This window comes from Pseudomonas sp. TE9122 (genome assembly GCF_056278925.1).
In genome coordinates, this window is the sequence record NZ_JBWBQI010000001.1 from 892,290 (window position 1) to 907,971 (window position 15,682).

The window sequence follows — 15,682 nt, forward strand, 5'->3', positions numbered from 1 at the left end:
GACTGTTTATGACTCAGCGACCGGGCAATCAATTGTTCGATGCCTACTTCACCGCCCGCGATATGCGCGAAGTGTTCTGCGATCAGGGCCGGGTGCAGGCGATGCTTGATTTCGAAGCGGCGCTGGCCCGGGCCGAGGCGCGGGTCGGGCTGATTCCTTCATCGGCCGTGGCACCGATTGCCGCAGCGTGCGACGCGGGCCTGTATGACTTCGCGGCGCTGGGCGAGGCGATTGCCACGGCCGGCAATTCGGCGATTCCACTGGTCAAGGCCTTAGGCAAGCAGATCGCCTCGAGCGATGCCGAGGCCGAGCGCTATGTGCATCTGGGTGCGACCAGCCAGGACGTGATGGATTCCGGGCTGGTCTTGCAATTGCGCCAGGCGCTGGCGCTGATCGAAAACCAACTGGCACAACTGGCCGACTCGCTCGCCGCTCAGGCACAACGTTTCGCCGCCACGCCGCTGGCCGGGCGCACCTGGCTGCAACACGCGACGCCAGTGACCCTCGGTATGAAAATCGCCGGTTGGTTGGGCGCCGTGACGCGCAGCCGTCAGCGTCTGCAACAACTGAAGCCACGGCTGCTGGTGCTGCAATTCGGTGGCGCCTCCGGCACGCTCGCGGCGCTGGGGGAACAGGCGTTGCCGATTGCCGAAGCCTTGGCCGAGGAACTGCAACTGACCCTGCCCGAGCAACCGTGGCACGCCCAGCGTGACCGCATCGTCGAGTTCGGCGCGGTGCTTGGCCTGATCGCCGGCAGCCTCGGCAAATTCGGCCGCGACATCAGCCTGTTGATGCAGACCGAAGCGGCGGAAGTGTTCGAGCCCGCCGCACCGGGCAAGGGTGGTTCGTCGACCATGCCGCACAAACGCAATCCAGTCGGCGCGGCGGTGCTGATCGGCGCGGCCACGCGGGTGCCGGGGCTGGTGTCGACGCTGTTCAGCGCGATGCCGCAGGAACACGAACGCAGCCTCGGTTTGTGGCACGCCGAATGGGAAACCCTGCCGGAGATCTGCTGCCTGGTGTCCGGTTCGCTGCAACAGGCACGTTTGCTGGCCGACGGTCTGGAAGTCGATGCGGCGCGCATGGCCCGCAACCTCGAATTGACCCAAGGCCTGGTGCTGGCCGAAGCGGTGAGCATCGTCCTCGCCCAACGCGTCGGCCGCGACACCGCGCATCACCTGCTCGAACAATGCTGCAAACGCGCGGTGGCCGAGCAGCGCCATCTGCGTGCGGTGCTGGCTGACGAGCCGCAAGTCACCGCCGAACTCAGTGGCGCTGAACTCGATGATCTTCTCAACCCCGCGCATTACCTTGGCCAGGCGCAAGCCTGGGTCGAGCGCGCGGTGGCTGAACACAACGCTTTGAATGTCTGAAGGAGAGGGCTGTGGCTTTCGTTCAACTCGCCGATGGCGAACTGCACTATCAAATAGAAGGCCCGGCCGCTGCGCCGGTGCTGGTGCTGTCCAACTCGCTGGGCACCGACCTGCACATGTGGGACGCGCAGATGCCGGCGTTCACCGAGCATTTCCGCGTGCTGCGTTTCGATACCCGTGGCCACGGCGAATCGCTGGTGACGCCGGGTCCTTACAGCATCGAGCAACTCGGTCATGACGTGCTCGGTTTGCTGGATGCACTGCACATTGAGCGTGCGCATTTTTGTGGGCTGTCGATGGGAGGCCTGATCGGCCAGTGGCTGGGGATCAATGCCGGGCATCGGCTGCATAAGCTGATCGTCTGCAATACCGCGGCAAAAATCGGTGATCCGTCGGTGTGGAATCCACGCATCGAAACCGTGCTGCGTGACGGTGTGGCAGCGATGGTGGCCCTGCGTGATGCATCGATTGCCCGCTGGTTCACCCCGGACTTTTCGGCTGCTCATCCGGCAGCGGCCAAGCAGATTACCGACATGCTCGCGGCCACCTCGCCGCAAGGTTATGCGGCTAACTGCGCAGCGGTGCGTGATGCGGATTTCCGCGAGCAACTGGTTTCGATCAACGTGCCGTTGCTGGTGATTGCCGGCAGCGAAGATGCGGTGACGCCGCCGTCCGGCGGGCACTTCATTCGCGACCATGTGCGCGACGCCGAGTACGCCGAGTTCCATGCGGCGCATTTGTCCAACGTGCAGGCCGGCGCCGATTTCAGCGACCGTGTGCTGGCGTTTTTGCAGGCTCAGTGAGGAAGATTTTGTGGACGAGAAACAACGTTACGACGAAGGCATGCAAGTCCGCCGCGCGGTGCTGGGCGATGCCCACGTTGATCGCAGCCTGACCACGCTGACCGAGTTCAACTCGGAATTCCAGGAGATGATCACCCGCCACGCATGGGGCGACATCTGGACCCGCCCGGGCCTGCCCCGCCATACCCGCAGCCTGATCACCATCGCCATGCTGATCGGCATGAACCGCGAGGGCGAACTGAAACTGCACCTGCGTGCGGCGGCCAATAATGGTGTGAGCCGTGGCGAGATCAAGGAAGTGATCATGCAGAGCGCAATCTACTGCGGCATACCGGCGGCGAACGCGACGTTTCATTTGGCCGAATCGGTGTGGGATGAACTCGGGGTTGAATCCCGCGAGTGAGGTTGTTGCACTGACGCCTTCGCGAGCAGGCTCGCTCCCACATTGGAATGCATTTCCCTGTGGGAGCGAGCCTGCTCGCGAAAGCGGTAGCGGCCGTAACGAATCACACCCTGGCGACAATAAATATTCGCTTGAATGCAAACAACGTATGCCCATCCCCCTCTTGCGGATAATGCTCATGCACCCGCATCAGGTAGTGATAGATAAACCGCGCCTGTTCCGCTGAACTCAACGCCTGCATCACCGGCCGCAGCGCCGAGACCTTCACCCAGTCATACACCGGCGACTTGCCGTCAACCACCTGCAACTGCTCGGTCTCCCAGATATCCAGCGACGTAGTCATGGGCGCGAGCAACCGATAGTAATCCTCCAGTGCCAATAACGGCCGCGCCGCCATGCGCTGGCGCAGTTCAGGCGTGCCCAGTGGTGTGCCACCGGGGCCGCCGTTTTCGAGGGTGTCGAGCATCAGCCGATACCACAGCGCATCGCGCCAGTCCGGCATGTGCGCCGCCAGACAGCCGCCGGGATTCAGATAACCGAGCAGGCGCGGCAGCAGTTTTTCATGGCCTTCGATAAAGTGCAGCACGGCGGCCGCGAACAGCAGATCCGCCGGCTGCTCAGGTTGCCAATCAAGCGGGTCGCAATGTTTCCACAGCGCCCGGATCGGCAGGCAGCGTGCCTCATCGAGCATCTGCGCGGAGCTGTCGACGCCCTGCAACTGCGCGCGCGGCCAGCGTTTGGCCAACAACTGCGTGGCAATGCCGGTGCCGCAGCCCAGATCGTAAATGCGTTGGGGGTTTTGCAGTTCGATACGGTCGAGCAATTCGTTGACCGGACGTTGTCTGAGACGGGAAAACTGCTGGTACGCCTTGGCGTCCCAATCGGGTGCAGTGATGCGGCGCGTGATCATGAGGTGATCCTCCGGTGATCAAATGGTGTCTTCCGATGACAACCTGGTGCACAGCTGGAGACCGACTACGAAACGGAAGCGTGAAGGGTTGGAGCACCTGAGTCCTTCAGGTTTGCTCACTGTAACTGTCGCCCGCAAAAGCACTACATGGCCTGACCAATGGCATGCATCTGTGATGGGAATCAAATGTGGGAGCGAGCCTGCTCGCGAAGGCCATTTCATATTCGACACAGATGTCGACTGAAGCAGCGCTTTCGCGAGCAGGCTCGCTCCCACAGTGGAGCATGTTTGGTTAAAGCAGGCTGATCGGGTAGCTGACGATCAATCGGTTCTCGTCGAACTCGTTGTTGCTGAAGTCGCGGCGCATGGTCGAGTTGCGCCATCTGACGTTCAAATCCTTCAAAGTCCCGCTCTGCACCGTGTAACCGAGTTCCGATTCGCGACCCCATTCCTTGCCGTCGGTGATCGTCCCGGTGTGCACGTTGTCGCCGCTGATGTAGCGGTTCATCAGGGTCAGGCCGGGGATGCCCATGGCGGCGAAGTTGTAGTCGTGACGCAACTGCCAGGAGCGTTCCTGAGCGTTGTCATAACTGGCGTTGTAGCTGTCGTTGGCCAGAGTCCCGCCACTGGTGCCGTTGACGCGCATCCAGGCGCTGTCGCCGGTGAGTTTCTGCAGGCCGAGGTAGAACGTGCTGCCGCCGTACTTGGCCGAAAACATCCCGTACCAGGTCTTGTTGTCCAGATCGCCGGCACGCGCGCTGCCATCTTCCTTGCCGTAGAAAAAGCCGAGGTTGGCGCCCAGCGTCCAGTCGCCGAGCGGCTGACTGTGCAGCACATTGAGGTACTGCTGGCTGTAGATGTCCTTGAGTTGCGCATTCCATAAGCCGATCTGTGTGCGCTTGTCGTTGAACAGGTATTCGCCGCCCTGGAAGTTGAAACGGTCAGAGGTGAACGCGGCTTTGCCGGTCATCGACATGTCGCTCATGCTGCTGTCGTCGCGCGGGCTGTTGGCGCGGAACTGGCCGCCATAGAGGGTCAGGCCGGCGATTTCCTTGGAGGTGATCTGGCCGCCACGGAAGGTTTGCGGCAGCGAGCGACCGTCGTCCGAACGCAGAATCGGCAATACCGGCATCCACTCGCCGACCTTGACCTCGGTCTGCGAAAGTCTTGCCTTGAAGGCGACGTTGGTGCGACCGAAGTTGTCCGCCGGGCGGCCGTCATGGTCCAGCGGCAACAACTGCGTGCCGCCCGTGCCTTTACCGCCATCGAGCTTGATCGAATACAGCCCGAGTACGTCCATGCCGAAACCGACGGTGCCTTGGGTAAAGCCGGATTTGGCGTCGAGGATGAAACTCTGCGTCCATTCTTCAGCCTTGCCCTGGGTTTTGGTCGGGTTGGTGAAGTTGCGGTTGATATAGAAGTTGCGCAGGTTCAGGTTGACCTTGGCGCCTTCAACGAAGCCGCCTTCTTCGGCGCTTGCCGGCAGGGCCAGACCGGCGATGGCCAGGGCGATCACAGCGGGCAATGCGTAGGGCACAGGGAAAACTGTCATGGACTTGGGTCTCTCTTGTTTTTTTAGGGCGAACGGGTGCGCTGCGGCCGGTTTTCGGGGTGCAGACCTGGAAAGTATTCAGGGGTGAAACGATGGCAATCAGCCGGACGGGGCAGGGCGCGGGAGCATGGTGTCGAACCTGTTGTTATTGGTTTTGTGGAGCGAATGGTGCGGGGGGGCGGATGTTTGGATTCAATTGGGAAAAGCGGATTTTGGGCGATTATCGAACAGCATTGAAGATCAAAAGATCGCAGCCTTCGGCAGCTCCTACAGGGCAACGCATTTCAAATGTAGGAGCTGCCGAAGGCTGCGATCTTTTGATTCTCAGGCAACAAAAAGCCCACCAATCGGTGGGCTCCTTGTATTCAGCCGATGATGATCAGAACAGCTTCATCTTCGGCGCTTCTTCTTTCAGCGCTTCGTTCTGCGCGGTCTGCGCATTCCAGCCACCGCCCAGGGCCTTGTACAGGTTGACCGCACTGGTCAACTGCGCGAGGCGGTCGGTGATCAGCGCTTGTTGTGCGCTGAACAACTGACGCTGGGCATCGAGGAAGGTCAGGTTGCTGTCGACGCCGATGCGATAGCGACGTTCGGCCAGGCGGTAGTAATCCTGGTTGGCCTGCACGAAGTCACGCTGCGCTTGCAGCTGCTCGGTGTAGGTCTGGCGCGCGGCGAGGCCGTCGGCGACTTCCTGGAAGGCGGTCTGGATGGACTTCTCGTAGTTCGCCACGCCAATGTCCTTCTGGATCTTGGCGTAGTCGAGGCTGGCGCGCAGGCTGCCGGCGTTGAAGATCGGCAGGTTGATCTGCGGCTGGAACAGCCACGTCCCCGAACCACCCTTGAACAGGCCGGACAGGTCCGGGCTCAGGCTGCCCGCGTTGGCGGTCAGGCTGATGCTCGGGAAGAACGCTGCACGGGCCGCGCCGATGTTGGCGTTGGCCGCCTTCAGGTTGTACTCGGCCTGGAGGATGTCCGGACGACGTTGCAGCAGGTCCGAAGGCAGACCGGCCGGTACGTCGCTGAGCAGATCATCAGACAGCGGTTTGGCGGCTTGCAGATTGGCCGGGATACCGGTGCCGAGCAGCAGGGTCAGGCTGTTTTCGTCCTGCGCGACCTGGCGGGTATAACGCGCCAATTGTGCCCGGGCGTTTTCCACGGAAGTGCGCGATTGCGCCAGGTCCAGCGCCGAAGCCACACCGACTTCGTTGCTGCGGCTGGTCAGCTTGTAGCTTTCTTCGAAGGCACCGAGGGTGTCCTGCGTCAGCTTGAGCAGTTCCTTGTCCGCTTGCCAGGTCAGGTAAGCATTGGCGACGCTGGCAACCAGACTGATCTGGGTGCTGCGGCGCGCTTCTTCTGTGGCGAAGTACTGTTGCAACGCTTGCTCGCTCAGGCTGCGCACCCGACCGAACAGGTCGAGTTCGTAGGCGCTGACGCCGACGGTGGCGGAATACGAACTGCTGATCATCGACTCGCCGGTCTGCGAGGCACGGGCCGGCAGACGCTGGCGGCTGCCGGCGGCATTGGCCGACACTGCCGGGAACAGGTCTGCCCGCTGGATGCGGTACTGCGCCGCGTAAGCGTCGATGTTCAGCGCCGCGACACGCAGGTCGCGGTTGTTTTCCAGGGCGACCTGGATCAGCTGTTGCAGTGCCGGGTCATGGAAAAACTGCTTCCAGCCCTGTTCGGCAGCGGCTTGCGCCGGAGCCTGGGCCGGCGAATATGCCGGCCCCTGCGGGTACTGGCCTGCGACCGGAGCCTCAGGCTGCTGATAGTCAGGTATCAGCGAGCAACCGCTCAGCACGAAGGCGGCGACTGCGATGGAGAGTAGCGACTTGCTCATTGGCCAGCCTCTTTAGGAGTTTCAGTAGTCTCATCCGCGTCGGTCTTTTTACGCTGACCGATGGACGACACAGTAACGAAGAACAGTGGGACCCAGAAGATCGCCAGGATCGTGGCCGTGAGCATACCGCCAATCACGCCGGTACCGATCGCGTGCTGACTGCCTGAACCGGCGCCGGTGGAAATCGCCAGCGGCACAACACCGAGAACGAAGGCCAGCGAGGTCATGATGATCGGGCGCAGACGCATGCGGCAGGCTTCGATTGCCGCTTCACGCAGGCTGCGTCCCTGTTCATGCAGTTCCTTGGCGAATTCGACGATCAGAATGGCGTTTTTAGCCGCCAGACCGATGGTCGTCAACAAGCCCACCTGGAAGTACACGTCGTTGGACAGACCGCGCAGGCTGGTGGCCATCAGTGCGCCGATGATCCCCAGCGGTACCACGAGCATGACCGCGATCGGAATCGACCAGCTCTCATACAGCGCCGCCAGACACAGGAACACCATCAGCAGCGACAGGGCGTACAGCGCTGGCGCTTGCGAGCCGGACAGACGCTCCTCGTAGGACAGACCGGTCCAGGAGATACCGACACCGGCCGGCAGCTTCTTGGCAATCGCTTCGACTTCAGCCATCGCTTCACCGGTGGAGTAGCCCGGCGCCGGAGCCCCGAGGACCTCGACCGCTTCCACACCGTTATAGCGCGCCAGCTTCGGCGAACCGTAGACCCACTCGCCCTTGGCGAACGCCGAGAACGGAACCATGGTGCCTTCGGCGTTGCGCACGTACCACTTCTTCAGGTCTTCGGGGCTCATGCGCGAATCCGGCTGGCCCTGCACGTAGACTTTCTTCACCCGACCACGGTCGATGAAGTCGTTGACGTAGCTACTGCCCAGCGCGATCGACAGGGTGTTGTTGATGTCGCTGATGGTGATGCCGAGGGCACTGGCCTTCTCGTCATCGATCTCCAGCTGGAACTGCGGCTCATCGTTCAGGCCGTTCGGACGCACCTGGGTCAGCACCTTGCTTTGCGCCGCCATGCCGAGGAACTGGTTACGCGCTTCCATCAGTTTTTCGTGACCGATACCGGCGCGGTCTTGCAGGAACACGTCGAAACCGGTGGCGTTACCCAATTCCAGAACCGCTGGCGGGGCGAAGGCAAACACCATCGCGTCGCGGAAGCTGAAGAAGTGTTGCTGGGCACGCGCGGCGAGCTTGAACACGCTGTTGTCGGCGTTACGCTCGCCCCACGGCTTGAGCATGATGAACGCCATACCCGAGCTCTGCCCACGGCCGGCGAAGTTGAAGCCGGTCACGGTGAACACCGAAGCCACCGCGTCCGCCTCACCACCGTCCTTGTTCGGACGCAGCAGGTACTCACGCATTTCATCCACGACCACCTGCGTGCGCTGGGCACTGGAACCGGCCGGGGTCTGCACCTGGGCGAACAGTACGCCCTGGTCTTCTTCCGGCAGGAACGCGGTCGGGATGCGGGTGAACAGCCAGATCATGCCGACGACGATCAGCAGATACGCCAGCAGGTACGGCGCCTTGCGGGTCAGCATGTTGCCGACGCCGCGCTCGTAGCTGCGCACGCCACGGTCGAAGTTGCGGTTGAACCAGCCGAAGAAACCTTTCTTCGGAGTGCCGTGCTCGCCTTTCGGAATCGGCTTGAGCATGGTCGCGCACAGCGCCGGGGTGAAGATCAGGGCAACCAGTACCGACAGGGCCATGGCCGACACGATGGTGATCGAGAACTGCTTGTAGATCACACCGGTGGAGCCGCTGAAGAATGCCATCGGCAGCAGTACCGCCGAGAGTACGAGGGCGATACCGACCAGTGCGCCCTGGATCTGGCCCATGGATTTCTTCGTCGCTTCCTTCGGTGACAAGCCTTCTTCGCTCATCACCCGCTCGACGTTTTCCACCACGACGATGGCATCGTCCACCAGCAGACCGATGGCCAGCACCATGCCGAACATGGTCAGGGTGTTGATGCTGAAACCGGCGGCGGCGAGGATGCCGAACGTACCGAGCAGTACCACCGGCACGGTCATCGTGGTGATGACGGTGGCGCGGAAGTTCTGCAGGAACAGGAACATCACCAGGAACACCAGCGCGATCGCTTCGACCAGAGTGTGCACCACGCCTTTGATCGACTCGGTCACCACCGGGGTGGTGTCGTACGGGAACACCACTTCCATGCCTTGCGGGAAGAACGGCTTGAGGCTGTCGATGGTGTTGCGCAGCGCTTTGGCGGTATCGAGGGCGTTGGCGCCGTTGGCCAGTTTCACCGCCAGACCGGAAGCCGGGCTGCCGTTGAACTGGGCGCTGATCGCGTAGTTCTCGCCGCCGAGGCCGACTTCAGCCACGTCTTTGAGGCGAACCTGCGAGCCGTCCTTGTTGACCTTGAGCAGGATTTCCTTGAACTGCTCAGCGGTCTGCAGACGGGTCTTGCCGATGATCGTCGCGTTCAGTTGCTGGCCCTGCACGGCAGGCAAGCCACCGAGCTGACCGGACGACACCTGGACGTTTTGCGCGGCAATGGCGTTCTTCACGTCGACCGGGGTCAGGTTGAAGTTGTTCAACTTGGCCGGGTCGAGCCAGATACGCATCGCGTACTGCGCACCGAAGACCTGGAAGTCACCGACACCGGCGGTGCGCGAGATCGGGTCCTGCATGTTCGACACGATGTAGTTGGACAGGTCGTCCTTGCTCATGCTGCCGTCACGCGAAACCACGCCGATCACCAGCAGGAAGTTCTTCACTGCCTTGGTCACGCGGATACCCTGTTGCTGCACTTCCTGCGGCAGCAGCGGGGTGGCCAGGTTCAGCTTGTTCTGGACCTGTACCTGCGCGGTGTCGGAGTTGGTGCCTTGCTCGAAGGTCGCGGTGATGGTCATGCTGCCGTCGGAGTTACTTTCCGACGACACATAACGCAGGTTGTCGATACCGTTAAGCTGTTGCTCGATGACCTGCACCACGGTGTCCTGCACGGTTTGTGCGGACGCACCCGGGTAGGTCACCTGGATCGCAATGGCCGGTGGCGCAATGCTCGGGTATTGGTTGATCGGCAATTTCAGGATCGAAAGTGCCCCGACCAGCATGATCACCAGGGCGATTACCCAGGCGAAAATCGGACGGTCGATGAAGAATTTTGACATGGGTTACTCCCCTTTGCCGCCGGCGGCTTTGTCAGCTGCCTGTGCGGGGGCCGGGTTCTTGGTGCCGACGTTAGTCGCCTCGGTCGCTTTGACCTCGACGCCCGGTTTGACGTACTGCAGCCCTTCGGTGATCAGACGATCGCCGGCTTTCAGGCCGTCTTCGATCAGCCACTGGCTGCCGACGGTGCGGCTGGCCTTGAGCTGACGCAGTTCGACCTTGTTGTCGGCGCCGACGACCAGTGCGGTCGGGGTGCCTTTGAGGTCGCGGGTCACGCCTTGCTGTGGCGCGAGGATCGCTGCGCTGTTGACGCCGGCCTGCAACTGGGCGTGGACGAACATGCCTGGCAGCAGGGTGTGATCGGGGTTGGGGAACACGGCGCGCAGGGTCACCGAGCCGGTGGTCTGGTCAACCGAGACTTCGGAGAATTCCAGCTTGCCGTCGAGCTTGTACTGGCTGCCGTCTTCCAGGGTCAGCTTGACTGCGGCGGCGTTGTCGCCAGCCTTCTGCAGACGGCCACTTTCCAGTTCGCGGCGCAGTTCCAGCAGTTCCACCGACGACTGGGTCACGTCGACGTAGATCGGATCGAGCTGCTGAATCACTGCCATTGCATCGGCCTGGCCATTGCTGACCAGTGCGCCTTCGGTCACCGAAGAGCGGCCGATACGGCCGGAGATCGGCGCATAGACCTTGGTGTAACGCACGTTGATCTGCGCAGTCTGAAGCGACGCTTCCGATTGCAGGCGGTTGGCCAATGCGGTGTCGTATTCCTGACGGCTTACGGCTTGCTCATCGACCAGTTGCTTGTAGCGGTCGGAGATCGACTTGGTCGAACGCAGGTTGGCTTCGGCGCTTTTCAGCGTAGCTTCATAGACCGACGGATCGATCTGATAAAGCTGCTGACCGGCTTTGACGTCGGCGCCTTCCTTGAACAGACGCTTGAGAATGATGCCGTTGACCTGCGGGCGAACTTCAGCGATGCGGAACGCACTGGTGCGGCCCGGAAGTTCCGAGGTCAGGGTAAAGGCTTGTGGTTGCAGGGTGACGACGCCGACCTGAGGGGGCGGAGCGGCAGGGGCCGCTTCTTCCTTTTTACATCCGCTGAGCAGCGATGCCAGGGCGACGGCAGTGACCAGAGCGGTAACAGCTGGCTTGAATTGCATGAAGATCCTCGGGTCAGGCGCGCATGAAGCGCACAAGAAGTGTGAAAGAGTAAAAATCGGGCACCGGGTGGATAAGTAGCTTGCTAAGTAATATACTTACGTTCATGGTTGTTTGTAAACACCTGCGCCGCGTACCCACCCTGATACAAAAGTCGTCGCAAGGTTTGAAATTGTAGGCCGGGGAGTCGATTCACGAGAGATCGCCCCCTCTTTATTCAGCGGATATTCAGCCATCCCTGAAACATCCTGTTTGAGGTTTTACTGCCATGGTCCGTCGTACCAAAGAGGAAGCTCAGGAAACCCGCAGCCAGATTCTGGAAGCGGCCGAGAAAGCCTTTTATGAAAGGGGGGTTGCCCGCACCACCCTGGCGGACATCGCGACCCTCGCCGGCGTAACGCGTGGCGCCATCTACTGGCATTTCAGCAACAAGGCCGATCTGGTCCAGGCGATGCTCGACAGCCTGCACGAACCGCTGGATGAACTGGCCAAGGCCAGCGAAAGCGAGGACGAACCGGACCCGCTGGGCTGCATGCGGCAGTTGCTGATTCATTTGTTTCATCAAGTTGCACTGGACCCGAAAACCCGGCGCATCAACGAAATTCTGTTTCATAAGTGCGAGTTCACCGATGAAATGTGCGATCTGCGCCAGCAGCGCCGGACGGCCAGTCTCGATTGCAATCTGCGCATCGGCCTGACCTTGCGTAATGCGGTGAATCGCGGCCAGTTGCCGGAAGATCTCGACACTGCCCGCGCGGCCATCAGCATTCATGCCTACATCGACGGCCTGCTGTACGGCTGGCTGCTGGCCCCGGACAGCTTCGAACTGCACGCCGAGGCTGAACGCTGGGTCGACACCGGGCTGGACATGCTGCGCCTGAGCCCAAGCCTGCGCAAATGAAACAAAATGCGCAATTGCCCGGCAGGATGTCAATCAGCCGCCATGGCTGATCATCGCGGCGGGGAGTTTAAACGTAGCGAGTCGTGGATTTTGTAGGGAAATTGTGTCGCTGTTGTTAAACGGTGTTTGCTTGCGCTTGTCCTGCGCCAATAGCAAAAAGCCCCTGACTCTTAAAAGTCAGGGGCTTTTTCATTTCTGCGCTACAGCCTGATTACAAGGTCGGATAGTCGATGTAGCCGACCGGACCCTTGCCGTAGAAAGTCTCCGGATGCGGCTCGTTCAACGGCGCATCGGCCTGCAAACGTGCCGGCAGGTCCGGGTTGGCAATGAACGGCACGCCGAACGCTACGGCGTCTGCCTTACCGCTGGCCAGCCACTCGTTGGCGCTTTCCTTGGTGAACTTCTCGTTGGCGATGTACGGGCCACCGAAAGCTTCTTTCAGTTGCGGGCCGAGGCTGTCGGCGCCTTCTTTTTCGCGCGAGCAGATGAACGCGATGCCACGCTTGCCCAGTTCACGGGCGACGTAGGTGAAGGTCTCGGCAAGGTTGTCATCGCCCATGTCATGGGAGTCGGCACGCGGTGCCAGGTGCACACCAACGCGGCCAGCGCCCCAGACTTCGATCGCGGCGTCGGTCACTTCCAGCAGCAGGCGCGCACGGTTTTCCAGCGAGCCGCCGTACTGGTCGGTGCGCTGGTTGGTGCTGCTTTGCAGGAACTGGTCGAGCAGGTAGCCGTTGGCACCGTGGATTTCCACGCCGTCGAAACCGGCGGCCTTGGCGTTCTCGGCACCGGTGCGGTAGGCGTCGACGATGTCGGCGATTTCAGCGGTTTCCAGGGCGCGCGGCGTTGGGTAGTCGGCCAGCGGGCGGACCAGGCTGACGTGGCCCTTTGGCTGGATGGCGCTTGGCGCAACCGGTGCTTCACCGTTCAGGTACGAAGGGTGAGAAATGCGGCCAACGTGCCACAGTTGCAGGAAGATCTTGCCGCCGGCGCCGTGAATCGCCTTGGTCACGTTGGCCCAGCCACGCACTTGATCGTTGGACCAGATGCCCGGGGTGTCCGGGTAGCCGACGCCCATCGGCGTTACCGAAGTGGCTTCGCTGAGGATCAGGCCGGCCGAGGCGCGTTGTACGTAGTATTCGGCCATCAGCGCGTTCGGCACACGACCTTCGTCGGCGCGGCAGCGGGTCAGCGGGGCCATGATGATGCGGTTGTTCAGCTCGATGTCGCCGAGTTTGATCGGGTCGAAAATAGTCGCCATGTCTAAAAGCCTCTCTTTAATAAAGGAAGTTGATCAGTTGGAAGCAGGGGCCAGCTCGGCATTGCCGTTCTGGCGGAAGGTAATCAGGGTTACCAGCAGGGCCAGTACAGCCAGCGCGGCGGCAGCCAGTGGCACGCTGGTCAGGCCGTAGCCGTGGGCGATGACGCTGCCGCCGACCCAGGCGCCAAGGGCGTTGCCGACGTTGAAAGCGCCGATGTTCAGGGTCGAAACCAGGTTCGGCGCAGCCTTGCCGAAGGTCACCACATTGACTTGCAACGCCGGCACAGCGGCGAAACACGCGGTGGCCCAAAGGAACAGGGTGATCTCGGTCGGGATCAGCGCGACGCTGGTCCAGCTCAACACCGTGGAAACCACGGCCATGGCGATGAACACGCCGATCAGCGTGGCGGCCATGCCTTTGTCGGCGAGTTTGCCGCCGATGATGTTGCCGACAGTCAGGCCCAGACCGATGAGCATCAGCGTCCAGGTCACGCCACGCGGCGACACGCCGGTGACTTCGCCAAGCAGTGGGGCAACGTAGGTGAACAGGGTGAAGACCGAGGCGGCGAACAACGCGGTCATGCTCAGCGACAGCCAGATGCCGGCGCCTTTGAGCGCGGCGAGTTCGGCGCGCATGTCGAGTTTCTCTTCGTCACGCTTGGCCGGCAGAAAGCGGATCAGGCCGATCAGCGCGATCACACCGATGACGGTCACCGCCCAGAAGGTCGAACGCCAGCCGGCTTCCTGACCCAATGCGGTGCCCAGCGGTACGCCAAGTACGTTGGCCAGGGTCAGGCCGGTGAACATCAAGGCTACTGCCGAGGCACGTTTGTTGGGCGCGACCAGATTGGCCGCCACCACCGAGCCGATGCCGAAGAACGCGCCGTGACACAGCGCGGTGACTACCCGGGCAAACATCAGCACGTTGTAGTCGCTGGCGATGGCGCAGAGCAGGTTGCCGACAATGAAGATGCCCATCAACGCCACCAGCGCTGCCTTGCGCGGCAACCTGGCGGTGGCCAGCGCCATGAACGGTGCACCGATGGCCACGCCCAGGGCGTACCCGGTGACCAGCCAGCCGGCGCCGGGAATCGACACACCGAGGTCCGCCGCCACGTCGGGCAGCAGGCCCATGATGACGAACTCGGTGGTGCCGATGGCGAAGGCGCTCAGGGCGAGGATGAGAAGCGAAAGGGGCATGCAGGTTTCCTTGTCGGCTGGCTGACGTTAAGGGTCAGAGCTCTTTACTGAGGGTGCTGAGAAACGCCTGGATGACGTCCTCGTTACGTTTGAAGAAATGCCACTGCCCGGCCTTCTGGCTGCTGATCAGCCCGGCCCGTTGCAACGTCGCCAGGTGGGCCGACACGGTCGATTGCGACAGGCCGCAACGCTGATCTATCTGCCCGGCGCAAATACCGTATTCGTGGTTGTGCAACTGCTCGGGGAATTCGCCTTTCGGGTCTTTCAGCCAGTTGAGGATGTCTCGCCGTACTGGGTGCGCCAGGGCTTTTATTATTTCGTCGAGGTCGAGGTTCATGGCTTGGGCTCGTGGTGGCAGTAGCGATATATCGCGATGGAGCGAACTTTAAATCGTTGGATCGCGATATACCAATATGAATTCGGTCTGACGAACGCATAAATCGCTATATCGGGTTATAACGATACGAGGATGCTGGAGGAGCGACCGCAGTGCTAAGCTGCTCCCATGAATTATCTCGCGCATTTGCATCTCGGCGGCCAGCGCCCCGGTCAATTACTCGGCAGTCTCTATGGCGACTTCGTCAAAGGTCGTCTGCAAGGCCAGTTCGACCCGGAGGTAGAGGCGGCGATTGCGCTGCATCGGCGGATCGACGTGTTCACCGATCGGCATCCACTGGTGGACACTGCCCTGGGCCGCTTCAGCGAAACGCGGCGGCGTTATGCCGGAATCGTCCTCGATGTGTTTTTCGATCATTGTCTTGCGCGGGACTGGACGCTGTATGCCGACCGACCGCTGGAGCAGTTCACCGCAGACGTCTATCAGGTGCTGTCCCGCGAACGGCAATTGCCCGAACGGCTGGCAAAGATCGCCCCGCACATGGTTGCCAATGACTGGCTGGGCTCGTATCGCGAATTTGAGGTGCTGGAGCAGGTGTTGCGCGGGATCTCGCGGCGCCTGACCAGGCCCGAGGAATTGGCCGGGGCGATGGCGGAGTTGCGGCGGTTGTATGAGCCGTTGAGTGAAGACTTCAGCTTGTTCTACCCGCAATTGCAGGATTTCGCACAAAACACGAGACCACCGAAAATCTGAATTGTGGGAGCGAGCCTGCTCGCGAATGC

General features: G+C 61.5%; 13 protein-coding genes. 5 read left to right on the forward strand and 8 right to left on the reverse strand.

Annotated features, from left to right (window positions below):
• The first annotated feature begins 8 nt into the window (after positions 1-8).
• Genes ACZ9BE_RS03885 through pcaC form a run of 3 tightly spaced genes read left to right on the forward strand, consistent with a single transcriptional unit; the run spans position 9 to position 2,579 of the window.
• Positions 9-1,373 carry a 3-carboxy-cis,cis-muconate cycloisomerase gene (locus ACZ9BE_RS03885; RefSeq protein ID WP_150636440.1) on the forward strand — a complete coding sequence of 455 codons (1,365 nt, stop codon included), beginning with the start codon at positions 9-11 and terminating at the stop codon, positions 1,371-1,373.
• An 11-nt stretch (positions 1,374-1,384) separates the two neighbouring features.
• Positions 1,385-2,176: a 3-oxoadipate enol-lactonase gene (gene pcaD, locus ACZ9BE_RS03890; RefSeq protein ID WP_476248922.1), complete on the forward strand. Its 792-nt coding sequence runs from the start codon at positions 1,385-1,387 to the stop codon at positions 2,174-2,176.
• A 10-nt stretch (positions 2,177-2,186) separates the two neighbouring features.
• Entirely contained in the window at positions 2,187-2,579 is a 393-nt protein-coding gene (gene pcaC, locus ACZ9BE_RS03895) for a 4-carboxymuconolactone decarboxylase (protein WP_007917093.1), read from the forward strand.
• A 103-nt stretch (positions 2,580-2,682) separates the two neighbouring features.
• Here pcaC and ACZ9BE_RS03900 read toward each other — a convergent pair whose 3' ends face one another.
• From ACZ9BE_RS03900 to emhA, 5 genes are all read right to left on the reverse strand, one after another.
• The gene (locus ACZ9BE_RS03900) at positions 2,683-3,489 is read right to left on the reverse strand and encodes a methyltransferase domain-containing protein (protein WP_476248923.1); all 807 of its coding nucleotides are present in this window, start codon (positions 3,487-3,489) and stop codon (positions 2,683-2,685) included.
• A gap of 292 nt (positions 3,490-3,781) precedes the next feature.
• Complete coding sequence (locus tag ACZ9BE_RS03905) at positions 3,782-5,041, reverse strand: OprD family porin (RefSeq protein ID WP_457264134.1); 1,260 nt, start codon at positions 5,039-5,041, stop codon at positions 3,782-3,784.
• A gap of 379 nt (positions 5,042-5,420) precedes the next feature.
• Entirely contained in the window at positions 5,421-6,881 is a 1,461-nt protein-coding gene (gene emhC, locus ACZ9BE_RS03910; RefSeq protein ID WP_252868922.1) for an efflux RND transporter outer membrane subunit EmhC, read from the reverse strand.
• Complete coding sequence (gene emhB / locus ACZ9BE_RS03915; RefSeq protein WP_041478908.1) at positions 6,878-10,042, reverse strand: efflux RND transporter permease subunit EmhB; 3,165 nt, start codon at positions 10,040-10,042, stop codon at positions 6,878-6,880. The genes emhC and emhB overlap by 4 nt, the downstream gene beginning before the upstream one ends.
• A gap of 3 nt (positions 10,043-10,045) precedes the next feature.
• Entirely contained in the window at positions 10,046-11,203 is a 1,158-nt protein-coding gene (emhA, locus tag ACZ9BE_RS03920; RefSeq protein WP_039762673.1) for an efflux RND transporter periplasmic adaptor subunit EmhA, read from the reverse strand.
• 266 nt (positions 11,204-11,469) lie between these two features.
• Between emhA and emhR the strand changes: the two genes are divergently transcribed.
• Positions 11,470-12,102: an efflux system transcriptional repressor EmhR gene (gene emhR / locus ACZ9BE_RS03925; RefSeq protein WP_016771330.1), complete on the forward strand. Its 633-nt coding sequence runs from the start codon at positions 11,470-11,472 to the stop codon at positions 12,100-12,102.
• 211 nt (positions 12,103-12,313) lie between these two features.
• On the opposite strand, the gene ACZ9BE_RS03930 is transcribed toward emhR, so the two are convergent.
• Genes ACZ9BE_RS03930 through ACZ9BE_RS03940 form a run of 3 tightly spaced genes read right to left on the reverse strand, consistent with a single transcriptional unit; the run spans position 12,314 to position 14,900 of the window.
• The gene (locus ACZ9BE_RS03930; protein WP_016771329.1) at positions 12,314-13,363 is read right to left on the reverse strand and encodes an alkene reductase; all 1,050 of its coding nucleotides are present in this window, start codon (positions 13,361-13,363) and stop codon (positions 12,314-12,316) included.
• A 33-nt stretch (positions 13,364-13,396) separates the two neighbouring features.
• Positions 13,397-14,563, reverse strand: a complete 1,167-nt coding sequence (locus tag ACZ9BE_RS03935; protein WP_056783415.1) for an MFS transporter — start codon at positions 14,561-14,563, stop codon at positions 13,397-13,399.
• 34 nt (positions 14,564-14,597) lie between these two features.
• Positions 14,598-14,900 (reverse strand): ArsR/SmtB family transcription factor, encoded by a 303-nt coding sequence (locus ACZ9BE_RS03940; protein ID WP_016771327.1) that lies wholly within the window; start codon positions 14,898-14,900, stop codon positions 14,598-14,600.
• Between the two features lie 168 nt (positions 14,901-15,068).
• Here ACZ9BE_RS03940 and ACZ9BE_RS03945 point away from each other — a divergent pair, with 168 nt between their 5' ends.
• Positions 15,069-15,653, forward strand: coding sequence for an acyl carrier protein phosphodiesterase (locus tag ACZ9BE_RS03945; protein WP_256809478.1), 585 nt, complete (start codon positions 15,069-15,071; stop codon positions 15,651-15,653).
• Positions 15,654-15,682: the final 29 nt, after the last annotated feature.

Coding starts and splice junctions, on each gene's coding strand:
- ACZ9BE_RS03885 (WP_150636440.1), top strand. CDS start 9: ATGACTCAGCGACCGGGCAATCAATTGTTCGATGCCTACTTCACCGCC.
- ACZ9BE_RS03900 (WP_476248923.1), bottom strand. CDS start 3,489: ATGATCACGCGCCGCATCACTGCACCCGATTGGGACGCCAAGGCGTAC.
- ACZ9BE_RS03905 (WP_457264134.1), bottom strand. CDS start 5,041: ATGACAGTTTTCCCTGTGCCCTACGCATTGCCCGCTGTGATCGCCCTG.
- emhC (WP_252868922.1), bottom strand. CDS start 6,881: ATGAGCAAGTCGCTACTCTCCATCGCAGTCGCCGCCTTCGTGCTGAGC.
- emhB (WP_041478908.1), bottom strand. CDS start 10,042: ATGTCAAAATTCTTCATCGACCGTCCGATTTTCGCCTGGGTAATCGCC.
- emhA (WP_039762673.1), bottom strand. CDS start 11,203: ATGCAATTCAAGCCAGCTGTTACCGCTCTGGTCACTGCCGTCGCCCTG.
- emhR (WP_016771330.1), top strand. CDS start 11,470: ATGGTCCGTCGTACCAAAGAGGAAGCTCAGGAAACCCGCAGCCAGATT.
- ACZ9BE_RS03930 (WP_016771329.1), bottom strand. CDS start 13,363: ATGGCGACTATTTTCGACCCGATCAAACTCGGCGACATCGAGCTGAAC.
- ACZ9BE_RS03935 (WP_056783415.1), bottom strand. CDS start 14,563: ATGCCCCTTTCGCTTCTCATCCTCGCCCTGAGCGCCTTCGCCATCGGC.
- ACZ9BE_RS03940 (WP_016771327.1), bottom strand. CDS start 14,900: ATGAACCTCGACCTCGACGAAATAATAAAAGCCCTGGCGCACCCAGTA.
- ACZ9BE_RS03945 (WP_256809478.1), top strand. CDS start 15,069: ATGAATTATCTCGCGCATTTGCATCTCGGCGGCCAGCGCCCCGGTCAA.